Source organism: Halomonas beimenensis (assembly GCF_002549795.1).
Lineage (GTDB): Bacteria > Pseudomonadota > Gammaproteobacteria > Pseudomonadales > Halomonadaceae > Halomonas > Halomonas beimenensis.
In genome coordinates this window covers 2,202,581-2,219,061 of record NZ_CP021435.1, presented here as the reverse complement: position 1 = coordinate 2,219,061, position 16,481 = coordinate 2,202,581, and the positions used below count along the sequence as shown (strand labels likewise).

Genomic DNA, 16,481 nt, shown 5'->3' with positions numbered 1-16,481 from the left:
AGCGTTTCTGAGATGAGCTGGCTAGACAAGATCGTGCCCTCGGTGGGCCGCATTCAGCGCAAGGACCGGCGCGCGAGCGTCCCCGACGGCCTGTGGCGCAAGTGTCCCAAGTGCGACGCGGTGCTTTACCTGCCGGAGCTTGAGAAGCATCACAACGTCTGTCCCAAGTGCGATCACCACCTGCGCCTGACCGCGCGCAAGCGCCTGGACTGGTTCCTCGACAAGGACGGCCGCGAGGAGATCGCCGCCGAGCTCGAGCCCGTCGACCGCCTGAAGTTCCGCGACTCGAAGAAGTACAAGGACCGCCTGGCCGCGGCCCAGAAGTCCACCGGCGAGAAGGATGCCCTGGTGGCCATGCGCGGTAGCCTCGAGGGGCTGCCGGTGGTGGCGGTGGCCTTCGAGTTCACCTTCATGGGGGGGTCCATGGGCGCCGTGGTGGGCGAGAAGTTCGTGCGTGCCGCGACCGTGGCGCTGGAGGAGGGGGTTCCCCTCATCTGCTTCGGCGCCTCGGGCGGGGCGCGGATGCAGGAGGCGCTGTTCTCGCTGATGCAGATGGCCAAGACCTCCGCCGCCCTGGAGAAGCTCAAGCAGGCCGGGGTGCCCTACGTCTCGGTGCTCACCGATCCGGTGTTCGGGGGCGTCTCGGCCTCGCTGGCGATGCTGGGCGACCTCAACGTCGCCGAGCCCAACGCCCTGATCGGCTTCGCCGGACCGCGGGTCATCGAGCAGACGGTCCGCGAGCAGTTGCCCGAAGGCTTCCAGCGCAGCGAGTTCCTGCTCGAGCACGGCACCGTGGACATGATCGTCCACCGGCACGAGATGCGCAGCCGACTCGGCGCGATGCTGCGCAAGCTGACCCATCAGCCGTCCAGCGGTCCGGTGGCGGCCACCGCCGAGCCGGACCTGGTCGATGAGGCCGAGCGCGCCGAGCCGGAGGCCGATGAGGTTCCCGCCGAGCCCTCCGCGACGGCCGCCGCGCCCGCCGAGGAGCCGCGCTCCGACGCCGGCCGCTGATCTGCCCATGCGCGACGCTTCCTCCTCCCTCGATGCCTGGCTGGCGCGGCTGGAAGCGGCTCACCCGGTGGGCATCGACCTCGGCCTCGACCGGGTGGCCGAGGTCGCCCGCCGGATGGGCCTGCTGGACCGCCCCATCGCCCGTCGCGTGATCACCGTGGCGGGCACCAACGGCAAGGGCTCCACCGTGGCCATGCTGGAGGCCCTGGCCCGCGAGCATGGGGCGACCACGGCCACCTACACCTCGCCGCACCTGCTGCGCTACAACGAACGGCTGCGCCTGGACGGCCGGGAGGCGGACGACGCCGTCCTGGTCGCCGGCTTCGAGGCCGTGGAGGCCGCCCGCCTCGACGCCGAGCCGGTCAGCCTGACCTACTTCGAGGCCGGCACCCTGGGGGCGCTGCATGCCATTCGCGCCTGCGCCCCCGACCTCGCCATTCTCGAGGTCGGCCTCGGCGGGCGTCTCGACGCCGTCAACGTCCTGGATGCCGACGTGGCGGTGGTGACCACCATCGCCCGGGATCATGCCGCCTACCTGGGTGACGACCTGGAAGGCATCGGCCGCGAGAAGGCGGGCATCATGCGGCCCGGGCGGCCGGCGGTGCTGGGCAGCGACCGGCTGCCGGCCAGCGTCGCGGCCACCGCCGAGGCGCTCGGGGCTCCGGTGTTCGCCCTGAACGCGGCCTTCTTCCGCGAGTCGCATCCGGCCGGTTGGACCTGGCGGGGGCGGGATGCCCGGGGCAGTGCCCTGACGCTGACGGACCTGCCCGATCCGGGGCTGCCGCTGGACAACGCCGCCAGCGCCCTGCAGGCGTTGGCCCTGGCCGACCAGGCGCTGGATCCGGCGGCCTGCCGCCGGGCGCTGGACGGGGTTCGGCTGCCCGGGCGGATGCAGTGGCGCGGCCAGTGGTGCCTGGACGTGGGCCACAACCCCCATGCCGCGGAGTACCTGGCCCGGCGCCTGGCCGAGCGCCCCTGCCGTGGGCGCACCATCGCCCTGCTGGGCATGCTCGCCGACAAGGACGCCGAAGGCGTGATTCGCGCCCTGGCGCCGGTGGTCGAGGCCTGGCTGCCGGTGTCCCTCGAGGGTGACCGAGCACGCAGCGCCGAGGCGCTGGCCGGGATCCTGGGCGACCGGAACCTGGCGGTGGTGCACCGGGCGTCCTCCCCGGCGGCGGGAGCGGCGTGGCTGGCGACGCACCTCGACCCCGAGGATCGCGTCCTGGTCTGTGGCTCCTTCTTCACCGTGGCCGGGGTCCTGGCGGCCTGGGCCGAGGAGGCGCAGACTGGAGCGGACGAGGCTAGCGGCGAGGGCGCAAGATGAAATACGGACTGCGTGAGCGGGTCAGCGGAGGACTGATCCTGATCGCCCTGGCGGTGATCTTCGTGCCGCTGCTGTTCGATGACCCGGCGCCTCGAGAGGAGCGCCCCGAGCCAATGCTGACCATCGAACAGCCGGTGGAAGTCGAGCGGCAGTCGCTCGAGGATCCCGTGCCGCCGCAGAGCCTGGGCGAGCAGGCCGGCCAGGAGGCATCGACGATGGGCGCCGACCCGGCCGAGGCCGGGGAGGTCCCGGCACCGGTACCCGGACGCCAGGCCGCGGCCACCGAGGAAGCCCCGGCCGTCGATGCCCCTCCCGCCCCGGGCGGCGTCGCCGAGGAGGCGGAGGCCCCGGCCGAGCCCTCCTCCGGTGAGGATCCCATCGCCGAGCTGGCCCGTGCGGCCGATGAGCGGCTGGGCGGCGACGAGAGGTCGTCCACCCAGGCCGTGCCGGGGGGGGAGTGGGCCGTGCAGGTCGGCAGCTTCGGCGAACCCGGCAACGCGGAGCGCCTGGAGGCGCGGCTGGTGGCGGAGGGCTTCCCCGCGTATCGGCGCCCGCGCAGCAATGACCTGGTCAGCGTCTATGTCGGCCCCTATGCCAGTACCGAGGTCGCCGAGGACGTCATGGGCCGGCTCAAGGCCAGCCAGAATCTCCAGGGCCTGCTGGTGAAGGCGCCGTGACCACCCTGACCTGGCTCGACTGGGCCTTCGTGGCGGTCCTCGCCGTGACCGGCATCGCCGGACTCGTCCGGGGCCTGGTCCGCGAGGCGCTGGGGCTGGCCGCCTGGATCGTCGCCCTGCTGGCGGCGCGCTGGCTGGCCGAACCGCTGGCCGACCGGCTCGTCGGCGTCCTCGACAGCCCCGACGGGCGGCTGGTGCTGGCCTTCGTGCTGGTGGTCCTCGGCGTGATCCTGGCCTGCGGCGTGATCATCCGGCTGATCCATGCCGCCGTGGAGTGGGTCGGGATGGGCCTGTTCAATCGGCTGGCCGGCGCCGCCTTCGGCCTGGTCAAGGGCGGGGCGGTGCTGGTGCTGGTGACCCTGCTGATCGGCCTGACGCCGCTGGAGCGGCTTCAGGCCTGGCAGCAGGCCACCCTGCGGCCAGGCTTCGTACAACTCAAGGACTGGGCGATCGGTCGGCTGGCGGACTGGGAAGACCGCCTGCCCGTGTCGCCCGGGACCCTCGGCGAGCTGCCGGTCAACCCCCACGCGGGGAAGCCGGACGAGCGGGTCGCCACCCCATGACATCGATGACACGGCGCGCAAGGGCGCCGCTCAATCAAGGCAAGCGAGGTAAGGTGTAATGTGCGGTATCGTGGGCCTGATGGCCAAGCAGGCGGTGAACCAGGGGATCTACGATGCCCTGACGGTGCTTCAGCACCGCGGCCAGGATGCCGCCGGCATGATGACCTGGCACGAGGGGCGCTTCCTGCTGCGCAAGAGCAACGGCCTGGTGCGCGACGTCTTCCATACCCGCCACATGGCGCGCCTCAAGGGCAACCTGGGCATCGGCCATGTGCGCTATCCCACTGCCGGTTCCTCCAGCGAGGCGGAATCCCAGCCGTTCTACGTCAATTCCCCCTATGGCATCAGCCTGGCCCACAACGGCAACCTGACCAACTCGGAGCAGCTCAAGCAGGAGCTGTTCTCCTCGGACCTGCGCCACATCAACACCAGCTCCGACTCCGAGGTGCTGCTCAATGTCTTCGCCCATGAGCTGGGCAAGCAGGGCCTGCATCTCGAGCCGGGCGACATCTTCGATGCCGTGCGTCGGGTGCATCGCCGCTGCCGGGGCGGTTATGCGGCGGTGGCGATCATCAATGGGGTGGGCATGGTGGCCTTCCGCGATCCCAACGGCATTCGCCCGGTGGTCTACGGCACCCGCGACGAGGGGAGCGGCCAGGAGGTGATGATCGCCTCCGAGTCGGTGGCCCTCGACGTCGGCGGTTTCGAGCTGGCCCGTGACCTGGCCCCCGGCGAGGCGCTGTTCGTCGACATGGAGGGACGGGTGCACACCCAGTCCTGCGCCGATGCCCCGCGGCTCGCGCCCTGCATCTTCGAGCACGTCTACCTGGCGCGTCCCGATTCCATCCTCGACGGCGCCTACGTCTACGGCACCCGGATGCAGATGGGCCGCAAGCTCGGCGACCGGATCCAGCAGGAGTGGCCGGATCACGATATCGACGTGGTCATCCCCATCCCCGACACCTCCCGGACCTCGGCCCTGGAACTCGCCCAGCATCTGGGGGTGACCTACCGCGAAGGCTTCATGAAGAACCGCTACATCGGGCGGACCTTCATCATGCCCGGCCAGACCCAGCGCAAGAAATCGGTGCGCCAGAAGCTCAATGCCATCGACATCGAGTTCGCGGGCAAGAACGTCCTGCTGGTGGACGATTCCATCGTGCGCGGGACCACCTGCCGACAGATCATCCAGATGGCCCGGGAGGCCGGTGCCAACAAGGTCTACTTCGCCTCGGCCGCGCCCCCGGTGCGCTATCCGAACGTCTACGGCATCGACATGCCGGCCGCCGGGGAGTTGATCGCCCATGGTCGCAGCGAGGCCGAAGTGGGCGAGCTGATCGGTGCCGACCGCATGGTCTACCAGGATCTCGAGGACCTCAAGGCCGCCTGTCGCGAGGTCAACCCGGCCCTGGACGCCTTCGACTGCTCGGTGTTCGACGGCCGCTACATCACCGGTGACATCGACGACGCCTACCTCGCCGACCTGGAGGCCAGCCGCAACGATGCCGCCAAGGCGCAGCAGAGCGCGGGGGATCATGCCCTGGTGGGCATGCACAATCAGGAAGACATCGACTGAACCGGGAGGGCGGCATGCACGACGAATCCAATCCCGGGGAAGCCTGGGGGCTCGATACCCTGGCGATCCGCACCGGGCACCATCGCACGGCCGAGCAGGAGCATGGCGAACCCATCTTCCCGACCTCGAGCTTCGTCTACGAGAGCGCCGCGGAGGCGGCGCGCAAGTTCGGTGGCGAGGAGGCGGGCAACGTCTACTCCCGGTTCACCAACCCGACGGTGCAGACCTTCGAGCGGCGCCTGGCCGCCCTGGAAGGCGGCGAACGCTGCGTGGCCACCAGTTCCGGCATGGCGGCCATCCTGTCCACGGCCCTGGCCCTGCTCCAGGCCGGTGACGAGATCGTCGCCTCGCGATCGCTGTTCGGCTCCACGGTCAGCCTGTTCGACAAGTACCTCGGCAAGTTCGGCATCACCACCCGCTACGTGGAACTGTCGAGCCTCGACGACTGGGAGGCGGCGCTGACGCCCTCGACCCGGCTGCTGTTCGCCGAGACGCCTTCCAACCCGCTCTCCGAGGTTGCCGACATTCCCGCCCTGGCCGACCTGTCCCGGCGTCACGACGCCTGGCTGGCCATCGACAACTGCTTCCTGACCCCGGCTCTGCAACGCCCGCTGGAGCTGGGGGCCGACCTGGTCATTCACTCCGCCACCAAGTACCTGGACGGGCAGGGGCGTGCCGTGGGCGGGGCCGTGGTGGGCCCGGACAAGGCCCTCGAGGAGGTCTTCGGCGTGGTGCGTACCTGTGGCCCCTGCCTGAGCCCCTTCAATGCCTGGATCTTCACCAAGGGCCTGGAGACCCTGGGGCTGCGGATGAAGGCCCATTGCGCCAACGCCCGGCGACTGGCCGAGTGGCTCGAGTCCCATCCGGCGGTGGAGCGGGTCCATTACAGCGGCCTGCCGAGCCATCCCCAGCATGCCCTGGCGGCCCGTCAGCAGAACGACTTCGGCGCCGTGCTGGGCGTCGAGGTCAGGGGAGGGCGCGAGGGCGCCTGGTCGGTGATCGACGCCACGCGCATGCTGTCGATCACCGGGAACCTGGGGGATGTCAAGACCACCATCACCCACCCCGCCACCACCACCCACGGCCGGTTGTCCGACGACCAGAAGATCGCCGCCGGCATCCGCGAGGGCCTGATCCGCATCGCGGTGGGCCTCGAGGACATCGCCGACATCCAGGCCGACCTGGCCCGGGGGCTCGACGCCCTGGCCTGACCCTTCCCGCCCGTCTTCCGCATGTCGCCCTGCCGGGCGGCATGTGGAAATTCCGAACGAAGCTTTCATCTTTTTTCAGCGGATTCGATTGCCCGGGTCGGGTACGCTATGTCTCGGTTTTGTTTCATTAGGAGCTAGGCATGTGGCGTAATTCGGTGTCCGGCTGGGGGCTGACCAGCATCCTGCTGCACTGGCTCAGCGCCGTGGCGATCATCGGCCTCTTCGTGCTGGGCTGGTGGATGACCGGCCTCGATTACTACCACGGCTGGTACAACCTGGGACCCTGGTGGCACCGCTCCCTGGGCATGGTGTTGCTGTTCGCGACCCTGGGGCGGCTGGCCTGGCGCCTCGTCCAGCCCTCGCCGGTGCCGCCCGGCTCACGGCTCGAGCGCCTGGCCGCTCATCTGGGGCACGTCGCGCTCTATGCCCTGATGCTGCTGGTGCTGGTCAGCGGCTACCTGATCTCCACCGCCGAGGGGGATGGCATCGACGTCTTCGGTGCCTTCGAGGTGCCGGCGCTGCTCACTGGCCTGCCGAACCAGGCCAGTCTGGCCGGTACGGTGCACTGGTACGCCGCCCTGGCCCTGATGATCCTGGCGGCCGGCCATGCCCTGGCCGCGGTGAAGCACCACCGGTGGGACCGCCACGATACCCTGGTCCGTATGCTGACCCCACGTCACGCCCGTCGAGCCGGCGGGTCGGAGACTCCCCTGACTCACGCAAGGAGATAGCGATGTTCAAGAAGACCGCCCTGGCCGCCGCCGCGCTGGTGCCCTTCACCCAGGCTCATGCCGCCGACTACGCCATCGATACCCAGGGCCAGCATGCCTTCATCCAGTTCAAGATCAGCCACCTGGGCTTCTCCTACATCCTGGGCAGCCTGGAGGAGTTCACCGGCGAGTTCCACTACGACCCGGAGAACCTGGCGGCGTCCTCGGCCAGCCTGGAGGTGGACGTCACCAGCCTGACCACCAACCACGCCGAGCGCGACAAGCACATCAAGAGCGATGACTTCCTGCATGTCGACGAGTACCCGTCCGCCAGCTTCGCCTCCACCGGCTTCGAGCCCACCGGCGAGAACCAGGGGGTGCTGACCGGCGAACTGACCCTGCATGGCGAGACCAACACCATCGAGATGCCGGTGACCCTGCTGGGCGAGGGCGAGGATCCCTGGGGCAACTACCGCGCCGGCTTCGAGGGTTCCACCACCCTGACCCTGGCCGACTACGGCATCGACATGTCGAGCTTCCCCGAGGTGATGCACGAGCTGGAGCTCTACGTGACCTTCGAGGGCATTCGCCAGTAAGCGCCGCCCCGCGGGCCCGAACGACGACACCCCCGGCCTCTCGGCCGGGGGTGTCGCGCTTGGGGGAAGGCGTTTCCTTCCGGCGGGGTCAGTGCCTGTCGAGCACCGCCTGGGGGAAGTGACGGCGGAGGATGCGGTTCTGGAAGTCATCCACGAAGCGACCGTTGATGATGATCACGAAGCGCTCGAAGGGCAGGCCGGGATCCAGCTGGGCGAGCGGATCGACGCTGTGGAAGAGGCGATCGTCGCGCAGGTGCAGGATGTCGCCCGGCATCAGGGTGGTGTCCACCAACGGCCGAGAGCCGGCCTTGTCCTCATAGAGGTGGCTGTCGGCCCCGAGGACGTTCCGGCGGCTGAGCACCAGGATGCTCAGTGCCTTGCAGCCATCGGCATGGATCCCCTGCCCCTGGAGCGGGTCGATACGGCCCTCGCCTCGGGCGCCGGTGATCTGCATCAGGATGGGCTCGTTCGGCTGGAAGCCCCAGAGGCGGGCCCAGGCTCGGACGAAGGCCAGGACGTCGGCGCGCTCCAGGAAGGCCGGGCTCAACGGCTCGTAGTAGCGAAGCCGATCGGCCATGCTGTCCGCGTCATTGAAGGCCCCGCCCTGGGCCATGGGGCAGTGCCCCAGGTCCTGGACCCCGCCGGCCTCGTCCAGGGCCAGCCAGGACATGCGCTTCCATCGGCGGTTGACGTAGGGGTCCCGCGGCAGGTCGGTGGTGAATCCCTGCCAGGCGGCGAGATCCAGCCTCGAGCGGGCCTCGGTCAGCGCCCAGTCGCCATGCGCCAAGGCATCGTGGACCTCGGGCGCCCAGTAGTCGGCGAGGGGATCTGCTGGCATGGTGGTATGATCAAAACCATATTTGAGAGTATCGAGTTTCATAAGACGTTCTCCTGATCCTTTCAGGGCGAAATTGCCCGACCGTTGACGAAAAACATCCGTCAACAGTAAGGAAAGGAGAGGAAATGTTTCAGAATGTCAAAATACGGCCGGTCGATCGGCATACGCCGATGGCGCCGCCGAATGTGTCAAGATGAAAGAGGTACCGCAGGGAAGGCGGTTTTGCTTATACCGTTTCAGTGCGCGTCATGTGGTCTCTTCATGACGCAATTTCCTGAGAGGCTACCGGGGTACGCCATGTTCCGTCGCGGTACGCGCCGCCTGTTGCAGTGGTGGAAAGGGCAGCAAGAGGCTGCCGTTGAGAGAAAGGCCCGGCGGACCGTCCCGGCGTCGACGAGCGAGGTCGAGCTCGTCCGGCGTCGCTATCATGAGAGCGAGCAGCGATTTCGTGCCCTGCTCGAGAGCCTGCCCCGGGTCGCGGTACAGGGTTATGACCGCGAACGCCGTGTCATCTACTGGAACGAGGCCAGCGTGCGGCTGTATGGCTATTCGGCCGAGGAGGCCATGGGGCAGTTGCTGGAGGACCTGATCATTCCCGAGCCCATGCGGCAGGCGGTGATCGATGCTCACCGTGCCTGGGTCGACGAGGGACAGGAGATCCCCGCCGAGGAGCTCGAGCTGCGCCACCGAAGCGGTGAACTGGTGCCGGTGTTCTCCCATCATGTCATGCTCGGCGAGCACACCGATTCGCCGTTGATGTTCTGTGTCGACGTGGACCTCTCCGACCAGAAGCGGGCCCATCGCGACCTGGCCTTCGCCACCCGCTTCGACCGCCTGACCCATCTGCCCAACCGGGAGGCCTTCGAGACCGATCTGGACGAGCTGCTCGACCAGTGCCGGCGTCGTGGAGTGGGCCTGGTGGTGCTCTATCTCGATATCGACCATTTCGTCGAGATCAATGATGCCCTGGGGTATGCCCAGGGCGACCAGTTGCTGATCGAGCTCACCCATCGTCTGCGCCGCCAGCAGCGGGCCACCGACCTGATGTCCCGGGTCAGCGGCGACGAGTTCGTGATGGCCTTCCCCGGCGTGGCGCGGGAGCAGGACGTCCTGAGACTGGTGGACAAGGTCCGGTCGGCGTTTCGCTCCCCCTTCGCCCTGGACGGCAGCGAACGGATGGTGACGGCGAGTCTCGGCGCCAGCGTCTTCCCGGAGCACGGCATGACGGCCCGCGAGCTGATCCGCAACGCCGATGTGGCCAAGAACCGTGCCAAGCTGGATGGCCGCGGCAGCCTCCAGCACTTCCGTCAGCATTTCCATGACGAGCTGGTCCGGCAGCATCGCCTGGTCGAGCGACTCGAGCGGGCCATCGTCAACCGCGAGTTGCACCTGCACTACCAGCCCCAGGTGTCCGTGGTGAGCGGGCGCATCGAGAACCTCGAGGCACTGCTGCGCTGGACGCCCCTTGAGGGCGAACCGGTGTCGCCCGCCGAGTTCATCCCCCTGGCCGAGCGTTCTGGCCTGATCCATCAGCTAGGCGACTGGGTGATGGAAGAGGCCTGCCGCCAGCAGGCGGCCTGGCGAGCCGCGGGACGCGTCGATTCGCGTGTCGACATCAACCTCTCGGGGCGTCAGGTGCTGGCCCCCGACACCCTGGAGCGGCTCGAGGCCTGCGTGGCACGCCATGGCCTGCGGCCCCAGGATATCGGCATCGAGCTCACCGAGAACGTGCTGATCGAGGCGGATGCCGGCATCCTCGAACGATTGCGTTATCTCTACCACCGTGGCGTGCGCATCGCCATCGACGACTTCGGGACCGGCTATTCGTCGCTGAGCTACCTCAAGCATTTCCCGGTCACGGCGCTCAAGATCGACCGCGCCTTCGTGCGGGACGCCCCGGAGCAGCCCGAGGATCGCGCCATCATGGAGGCGACGATCTTCATCGGTCACCGGCTGGGGCTCGAGGTGGTGGCCGAGGGCGTGGAGACCGCCGAGCAGCTGGCCCTGCTGCGCGAGATGCGCTGTGACCTGGTGCAGGGCTATCTCTTCCACCCCCCCATGCCGGCGGAGGATATCGATCGCCTGCTGGTCGGCCCAGGAGTGGGGCACCACTGAGGACCGGGGCCAGTTCGCGTAGAATGGGGCACCTTCCTTGCCGACCGGAGTCCCGTGTTGCGAACCGATGCTGCTTCCGTCTCCCTGGGGGTGACGCTCTGGCGCCAGACCTGGCCCATGGCCATCGGCGTGCTGGCGCTGCTGGGCTTCCAACTGGTCGACAGTGCCTTCATCGCTCGGCTGGGCACGTCACCGCTGGCCGCGCAATCCTTCACCTTCCCGCTCTCCTTCCTGATCATCGGCGTTCAGGTGGGGCTGGGCATCGCCATCGCAGCGCTGATCTCCCGGGCCCTCGGGGCAGGAGAGCGCGCCCGGTCGCGGCGTCTCGGCAGCCTGGTGCTGATCGTCGGCACCCTGGTCATCGCCGGCCTGGCCCTGGCGCTCTGGTGGGCCCAGGCCGCCATCTTCCTGCGCCTGGGGGCCGCCCCGGACGCCCTGGCCCTGATCCGCTCCTACTGGGGGCCTCAACTGGTCGCCGCTTGGCTCGGCGCGGTCCTCTACTTCGGCTACAGCCTGTTCCGGGCCCATGGCAACACGCGTCTGCCGGGCACCCTGATGGTGGTGACCAGCCTGGCCAACCTGGCCCTGGACCCCCTGCTCATCTTCGGCCTCGGGCCCTGGGACGGGTTGGGGCTGCCCGGCGCCGCCTGGGCCACGGTGATGGCCTTCGGCCTGGGGCTGACCGTGCTCGGCCGTCGCCTGGCGGGAACGAACTGGCTGGCCGTCTCGGGGCTGGCCGGTGAGCTGTGCCGCTCGGCCCGGCCCTTCCTGGGCATCGCCGGGCCGGCCATGATCGGCCAGCTGATGCCGCCCCTGGCCGCCATGCTGGCGATCTCGGTGGTCGCCTGGCTGGGCGAGTCCCAGGTGGCGGCCTGGGGGCTGGCCAGCCGGCTGGAGACGGTCTCGCTGATGGTGGTCCTGGCCATGACGATGTCGCTGCCACCCTGGCTGGGGCGCTGTTATGGCGCCGGGGACTGGGAGCAGGTGCATCGCCTGATGCGCCTGGCGCTCCAGGTGGCGGTGCTGTGGCAGCTGGCGCTGGGGGTGGGCCTGGCCCTGGCGTCGCCCTGGGTGGCCGGCGCCCTGGCGGGCACCCCGGACGTGCGGGATGACCTGAGCATCCTGCTGCGTTACCTGCCCCCCAGCTACGCCGCCCTGGGGGTGTGCATGCTGGTGGTGTCCGCCGGCAATGCGCTGGGCTGGCCGCTGAGGTCGATGCTGATGTCCGCGGCCCGGCTCTTCGTCTGCTATCTTCCGGCGCTCGGCCTGGGCGCCTGGCTGGCGGGGTTGCCGGGACTGGCCCTGGGGGCGGCGATCGGCAATCTGCTGGCCGGGCTGGCCGCCTGGGGGCTGTTGCGCCGGATCCTTGGCAGTCCCCGCCGACAGGGTGTCGAGGTGCAGTGATAAATGCTGAATTTATGTGGATAAACGTGACAAAATAATGAGTATAACAGATAAATTGAAATAAAATGCCATAAAAATAGGTAAAAACGGGCGAATAGACCAATCGAGTGATCCTATACTGCTCCCCTCCTTACGACCGGCGCCGGATTTCGAGCGTCACGGTTCCCGCGTCAACAAGCACAAAGGGTAGGGCAGCGCATGAAGGTACTGATTCTCGGCAGCGGCGTGGTGGGGGTCACCAGCGCCTATTACCTGGCCCGCCAGGGCCATGAAGTCACCGTGGTGGACCGCCAGCCGTCGCCGGCCATGGAGACCAGCTACGGCAATGCCGGCCAGGTGTCTTTCGGCTTCTCCTCCCCCTGGGCGGCCCCCGGCATCCCCCGGAAGGCCGTGAAGTGGATGTTCCAGGAGCATGCGCCGCTGAAGATCCAGCCGAAGATGGAGCCGACCATGGCGCGCTTCATGCTGAAGATGTTCGGCAACTGCAACGCCGAGCGCTATGCGGTCAACAAGGAGCGCATGGTGCGCATCGCCGAGCACAGCCGCGCCTGCATCGATGCCCTGCGGGCCGAGACCGGCATCCGCTACGAGGACCGTCAGCGGGGCCTGCTCCAGCTGTTCCGCCACGACAGCCAGGTCGAGGCCGTGGCCAAGGACATGAAGGTCCTCGAGCAGTGCGGTGTGCGCCACCGGCTGCTGGGGGCCGAAGAGCTCACCGCGGTGGAGCCGGCCCTGGCCCGGGTGCCCGGCAAGTTCGTCGGGGGCCTGCATCTGCCCGACGACCAGACCGGCGACTGCCATCTCTTCACCAACCGCCTGGCCGCGCATTGTCGCGAGCGGCTGGGCGTGACATTCCGCTTCGACACCGAGATCCAGCGCATTCGCCGCGGCAACGCCGGCGTCGAGGGCGTGATCACCAGCGCGGGCGAGCTGACGGCGGATGCCTACGTGGTCTGCCTGGGCAGCTACTCGCCCTTCCTGGTCAAGGACCTGGGCATCCGCCTGCCGATCTACCCGGTCAAGGGCTACAGCCTGACCGTGCCGGTGGTCGACGACGGCGGGGCGCCCCAGTCCACGGTGATGGACGAGACCTACAAGGTGGCGATCTCGCGCTTCGATGATCGGATCCGCGTCGGCGGCACCGCCGAGCTGGCGTCCTTCGACCTGAGCCTGCCGGAGAAGCGTCGGGCGACCATCGACATGGTGGTGCGCGATGTCTTCCCCGAGGGCGGGGACGTGGACCGGGCGGAGTTCTGGACCGGCCTGCGGCCGATGACGCCGGATTCCACGCCGATCATCGGTGCCACCCGTTACGACAATCTCTGGTTGAACACCGGTCACGGGACCCTGGGGTGGACCATGAGCTGCGGCAGCGCCCAGCTGCTGGCCGATCTGGTGGATGACCGCGCTCCGGCCATCGATCCCGCCGGGCTCGATGTCGCACGCTACGCCGCCTGACCTCTCGAACGGCTGCGGATCGTGCAGCAAGCTGCCCTTGTCTGCTGGAAGTGAGCAGACAAGGGCAGTATGGAGAAGACTTGCCGCGGTGGAGGGACAAGCTGCGCATCCACAGGGATGGAGCGATGATCTGTCTGTGGGAGCGCTCTTCAGGGCGCCAAGGTATCGCGCAGCAGGCAGCCACGAAGAAGGTCTTTCACTCGGCCGCGCGGAGACCTGAAAACAAGACGCCCGGGTCTCGCGACCCGGGCGTCTTGCATGGGAGATCCGGAAAGGATCAGTTGACCGCGGCGATGGCCTTGGCCAGGTAGGGCAGGTTCTCGTGGGAGAAGCCGGCCACGTTGGCTCGGCCGGAGCGGACCATGTAGATGCCGAACTCGTCGCGCAGTCGGTCCACCTGCTCCGGCGTCAGGCCGGTGTAGGAGAACATGCCGCGCTGCTCGGCCACGCAGGCATACTTCCGGTCCAGGCCGTAGGGCTTGAGGGCCTCCACGAACTCGCGACGCAGGGTGTTGATGCGATCGCGCATCTCGGTGAGCTCCTCGCGCCAGACGGTGGCCAGCTCCGCGGAGTGCAGGATCTCGGAGACGATGGCGCCGCCATGGGCCGGCGGGTTGGAGTAGTTCTCCCGGGCGACGATGGCCACCTGGGAGCGCACGTTCTCCATCTGCTCCGCGTCCTTGGCGATCATGATCAGGCAGCCGGTCCGCTCGCAGTAGATACCGAAGTTCTTCGAGCAGGAGCTGGTGACGATCATCTCGTCGAGGTTCTCGGCCAGCAGGCGCACCCCGTAGGCGTCCTCGTCCAGGCCCTCGCCGAAGCCCTGGTAGGCGAAGTCGACCAGCGGCAGCAGGCCCCGCTCCTTGACCACCTCCAGCACCTGTTGCCACTGCGCCCGGGACAGGTCGAAGCCGGTCGGGTTGTGGCAGCAGGCGTGCAGCAGCACCACGTCACCCTCCGGGATCTCCTTGAGGGCTCCGAGCATGCCGTCGAAGTCCAGGCGGTTGTCGGCATCCACGTAGGGGTACTTCTTCAGCGTGATGCCGGCCGCCGGGAAGATGCCCAGGTGATTCGGCCAGGTGGGGTCGCTGACCCAGATGGCCTTGCCCGGGAGCTGGCTGGCGATGAAGTCCGCCGCCAGGCGCAGGGCGCCGGTGCCGCCCGGGGACTGGGTGGCGCTGGCGCGCCCGGCCTCGAGCACCGGCGAGCCTTCGCCCAGCACCATCGGCAGGATCACCTCGCCATAGGCGGGATCGCCGTGAGAACCGATGTAGGTCTTGGTGGTCTCGTTCTTGAGCAGCAGGGCCTCGGCTTCCTTGACCGCGCGCATCACCGGGGTGTTGCCCTGGGCGTCACGGTAGACGCCGACGCCGAGATCGACCTTCTGAGGGTTGGTGTCCTTCTTGAAGGCCTCGATGAGCCCGAGGATGGCATCCCCGGGAACCCGCTCAATTTGCTCGAACATTTACTTCGCTACCTCGTCGGTTCTGGCGGCTAGGATGAAATCGTTCTTGTGCAGGCCCTTCATCTCGTGGGACCACCAGGTCACGGTGACCTTGCCCCATTCGGTGAGCAGGGCGGGGTGGTGACCCGCTTCCTCGGCGATCTCGCCGACCTTGTTGGTGAACTCGAGGGCCTGACGGAAGTTGCGGAACTTGAAGACCCGCTCCAGCTGCATGATGCCATCGCGCTCGACGATCTGCCACTCGGGGATGTCGCGACGGTACTGCTCGATCTCGCTGTCGGTGACGTGGGGGGCGTCCCAGCTGCAGGCCTCGCACTGCTGTTCGGAAAGCTCGCTCATGATGACTCCTCGTTGTCGTTGGTCGTCGGGGGTGAAGCAGGGCTATCGCAGTTAGCGTTATCACTCGGGGCTGATTCGTCGACAGGTCTGTGAGGGGGCGCTGTGAACCCCTCCCTGGGCGCTACCGACGCCATCCCTGGCGTAGGACCCCCTCTTCGACCTGTCCCCGGCGCCCCTCGCCAGATCCAACTGCGATAGCCCTGGGAGGTGAAGAGGATCAGGCGCTGGCGGCCTCGGCCGGCTTGGGCTTGGGCGGGAAGCGCGGCTCGAACAGCCCGAGTTCCATCGCCTGGTGGACCATGCCCATGATGTCGCGATTGGCCAGGTCGTGCAGCGTCTCCAGGTCGTCCAGCACATAGTAGAGGGGCTGGAGGATATCGATCCGGTAGGGGGTGCGCAGGGCATCCATGGGATCGAAGGGGGCGTGGATCGGCGTGTCGGACAGGGCGTGCAGGGTCTCCTTGGGCGAGGAGATGATGCCGCCGCCGTAGATGCGCCGGCCTTCCGGCGTGTCGACCAGGCCGAATTCCACGGTCATCCAGTACAGCCGCGCCAGGTAGACCCGCTCCTTCGGAGAGGCCTCGAGCCCCAGGCGCCCGTAGGTGGCGGTGAACTCGGCGAAGGCCGGATTGGTGAGCATCGGGCAGTGGCCGAAGATCTCGTGGAAGATGTCCGGCTCCTGCAGGTAGTCCAGCTCCTCCGGGGTGCGGATGAAGGTGGCCACCGGGAAGCGGCGATTGGCCAGCAGCTCGAAGAAGGTGTCGAAGGGAATGAGCGCCGGCACCTGGGCGGTCTCCCAGCCGGTGGCCTCGCGCAGCACCGCGTCCACTTCGGCGAGCTGGGGGATGCGATCCACCGGCAGTGCCAGGCGCTCCATGCCGTCCAGATACTCCTGGCAGACGCGTCCGGGGAGCAGTTCGACCTGGCGCTCCATCAGGGTCTTCCAGGTGGCGTTCTCCTGGTCGGTCCAGGCGATGTGGCCCTGGGCATCGGGCATCCTGGCCTGGTAGGCGGTCTTCTTGCCTGTCTGAGCCTTCATGATCTCTCCCGTGGCGGTTGGGGTTGTATTGGCCTTAGAGGGAATGACCGCAGTCTAGGCGCGTCGGCACGCCGGGAGGACGGTTCATGCGGGATATCTACAGGCCAGCCCGGCGTCCAGGTGTAAATTTCCCCTTACGACCGAGCGCGGTC

At 68.1% G+C, this 16,481-nt stretch carries 15 protein-coding genes; 11 read left to right on the top strand and 4 right to left on the bottom strand.

From position 1 onward, the window contains the following. Positions 1 to 12 precede the first annotated feature (12 nt). The 8 genes from accD (at position 13) to BEI_RS10445 (ending at position 7,671) form a co-directional block, all read left to right on the top strand. Positions 13 to 1,014 (top strand): acetyl-CoA carboxylase, carboxyltransferase subunit beta, encoded by a 1,002-nt coding sequence (gene accD, locus BEI_RS10480; RefSeq protein ID WP_097789475.1) that lies wholly within the window; start codon positions 13 to 15, stop codon positions 1,012 to 1,014. 7 nt (positions 1,015 to 1,021) lie between these two features. Then, on the top strand, positions 1,022 to 2,338 hold the full coding sequence (gene folC / locus BEI_RS10475) for a bifunctional tetrahydrofolate synthase/dihydrofolate synthase (RefSeq protein ID WP_097789474.1): 1,317 nt from the start codon (positions 1,022 to 1,024) through the stop codon (positions 2,336 to 2,338). Continuing rightward, entirely contained in the window at positions 2,335 to 3,015 is a 681-nt protein-coding gene (locus BEI_RS10470) for an SPOR domain-containing protein (RefSeq protein ID WP_097789473.1), read from the top strand. The genes folC and BEI_RS10470 overlap by 4 nt, the downstream gene beginning before the upstream one ends. Further along, positions 3,012 to 3,578, top strand: a complete 567-nt coding sequence (locus tag BEI_RS10465) for a CvpA family protein (RefSeq protein ID WP_097789472.1) — start codon at positions 3,012 to 3,014, stop codon at positions 3,576 to 3,578. Before BEI_RS10470 ends, BEI_RS10465 begins: the two co-directional genes overlap by 4 nt. Positions 3,579 to 3,636: 58 nt before the next feature. Next, entirely contained in the window at positions 3,637 to 5,154 is a 1,518-nt protein-coding gene (gene purF / locus BEI_RS10460; RefSeq protein WP_097789471.1) for an amidophosphoribosyltransferase, read from the top strand. A gap of 14 nt (positions 5,155 to 5,168) precedes the next feature. Continuing rightward, positions 5,169 to 6,365 carry an O-succinylhomoserine sulfhydrylase gene (locus BEI_RS10455; RefSeq protein ID WP_097789470.1) on the top strand — a complete coding sequence of 399 codons (1,197 nt, stop codon included), beginning with the start codon at positions 5,169 to 5,171 and terminating at the stop codon, positions 6,363 to 6,365. A gap of 140 nt (positions 6,366 to 6,505) precedes the next feature. After that, a complete protein-coding gene (locus BEI_RS10450; RefSeq protein ID WP_097789469.1) occupies positions 6,506 to 7,096 on the top strand; it encodes a cytochrome b in 591 nt (196 codons plus the stop codon). Between the two features lie 2 nt (positions 7,097 to 7,098). Further along, positions 7,099 to 7,671, top strand: a complete 573-nt coding sequence (locus BEI_RS10445) for a YceI family protein (protein ID WP_097789468.1) — start codon at positions 7,099 to 7,101, stop codon at positions 7,669 to 7,671. Between the two features lie 88 nt (positions 7,672 to 7,759). On the opposite strand, the gene BEI_RS10440 is transcribed toward BEI_RS10445, so the two are convergent. Continuing rightward, the gene (locus tag BEI_RS10440) at positions 7,760 to 8,509 is read right to left on the bottom strand and encodes a 2OG-Fe dioxygenase family protein (RefSeq protein ID WP_227644443.1); all 750 of its coding nucleotides are present in this window, start codon (positions 8,507 to 8,509) and stop codon (positions 7,760 to 7,762) included. A gap of 261 nt (positions 8,510 to 8,770) precedes the next feature. Between BEI_RS10440 and BEI_RS10435 the strand changes: the two genes are divergently transcribed. The 3 genes from BEI_RS10435 to BEI_RS10425 all read left to right on the top strand — a co-directional run bounded on the left by BEI_RS10435 (position 8,771) and on the right by BEI_RS10425 (position 13,486). Continuing rightward, a complete protein-coding gene (locus tag BEI_RS10435; RefSeq protein ID WP_227644442.1) occupies positions 8,771 to 10,624 on the top strand; it encodes a putative bifunctional diguanylate cyclase/phosphodiesterase in 1,854 nt (617 codons plus the stop codon). Between the two features lie 117 nt (positions 10,625 to 10,741). Then, positions 10,742 to 12,028, top strand: coding sequence for an MATE family efflux transporter (locus tag BEI_RS10430; RefSeq protein ID WP_097791054.1), 1,287 nt, complete (start codon positions 10,742 to 10,744; stop codon positions 12,026 to 12,028). A gap of 198 nt (positions 12,029 to 12,226) precedes the next feature. Beyond that, positions 12,227 to 13,486, top strand: coding sequence for a D-amino acid dehydrogenase (locus BEI_RS10425; RefSeq protein WP_097789465.1), 1,260 nt, complete (start codon positions 12,227 to 12,229; stop codon positions 13,484 to 13,486). Positions 13,487 to 13,763: 277 nt separating this feature from the next. On the opposite strand, the gene BEI_RS10420 is transcribed toward BEI_RS10425, so the two are convergent. The 3 genes from BEI_RS10420 to phhA all read right to left on the bottom strand — a co-directional run bounded on the left by BEI_RS10420 (position 13,764) and on the right by phhA (position 16,329). After that, positions 13,764 to 14,951: an amino acid aminotransferase gene (locus BEI_RS10420; protein WP_097789464.1), complete on the bottom strand. Its 1,188-nt coding sequence runs from the start codon at positions 14,949 to 14,951 to the stop codon at positions 13,764 to 13,766. Then, entirely contained in the window at positions 14,952 to 15,290 is a 339-nt protein-coding gene (locus BEI_RS10415) for a 4a-hydroxytetrahydrobiopterin dehydratase (protein ID WP_097789463.1), read from the bottom strand. Positions 15,291 to 15,507: 217 nt separating this feature from the next. After that, entirely contained in the window at positions 15,508 to 16,329 is an 822-nt protein-coding gene (gene phhA / locus BEI_RS10410; RefSeq protein WP_097789462.1) for a phenylalanine 4-monooxygenase, read from the bottom strand. Positions 16,330 to 16,481 lie beyond the last annotated feature (152 nt).

What these genes read in the sequence shown, in the direction of transcription:
- BEI_RS10450 (WP_097789469.1), top strand. Translation starts at nt 6,506, where the DNA reads ATGTGGCGTAATTCGGTGTCCGGCTGGGGGCTGACCAGCATCCTGCTG.
- accD (WP_097789475.1), top strand. Translation starts at nt 13, where the DNA reads ATGAGCTGGCTAGACAAGATCGTGCCCTCGGTGGGCCGCATTCAGCGC.
- phhA (WP_097789462.1), bottom strand. Translation starts at nt 16,329, where the DNA reads ATGAAGGCTCAGACAGGCAAGAAGACCGCCTACCAGGCCAGGATGCCC.
- BEI_RS10445 (WP_097789468.1), top strand. Translation starts at nt 7,099, where the DNA reads ATGTTCAAGAAGACCGCCCTGGCCGCCGCCGCGCTGGTGCCCTTCACC.
- BEI_RS10470 (WP_097789473.1), top strand. Translation starts at nt 2,335, where the DNA reads ATGAAATACGGACTGCGTGAGCGGGTCAGCGGAGGACTGATCCTGATC.
- BEI_RS10435 (WP_227644442.1), top strand. Translation starts at nt 8,771, where the DNA reads ATGACGCAATTTCCTGAGAGGCTACCGGGGTACGCCATGTTCCGTCGC.
- BEI_RS10455 (WP_097789470.1), top strand. Translation starts at nt 5,169, where the DNA reads ATGCACGACGAATCCAATCCCGGGGAAGCCTGGGGGCTCGATACCCTG.
- BEI_RS10440 (WP_227644443.1), bottom strand. Translation starts at nt 8,509, where the DNA reads ATGCCAGCAGATCCCCTCGCCGACTACTGGGCGCCCGAGGTCCACGAT.
- BEI_RS10415 (WP_097789463.1), bottom strand. Translation starts at nt 15,290, where the DNA reads ATGAGCGAGCTTTCCGAACAGCAGTGCGAGGCCTGCAGCTGGGACGCC.
- BEI_RS10420 (WP_097789464.1), bottom strand. Translation starts at nt 14,951, where the DNA reads ATGTTCGAGCAAATTGAGCGGGTTCCCGGGGATGCCATCCTCGGGCTC.
- purF (WP_097789471.1), top strand. Translation starts at nt 3,637, where the DNA reads ATGTGCGGTATCGTGGGCCTGATGGCCAAGCAGGCGGTGAACCAGGGG.
- BEI_RS10430 (WP_097791054.1), top strand. Translation starts at nt 10,742, where the DNA reads ATGGCCATCGGCGTGCTGGCGCTGCTGGGCTTCCAACTGGTCGACAGT.
- BEI_RS10425 (WP_097789465.1), top strand. Translation starts at nt 12,227, where the DNA reads ATGAAGGTACTGATTCTCGGCAGCGGCGTGGTGGGGGTCACCAGCGCC.
- folC (WP_097789474.1), top strand. Translation starts at nt 1,022, where the DNA reads ATGCGCGACGCTTCCTCCTCCCTCGATGCCTGGCTGGCGCGGCTGGAA.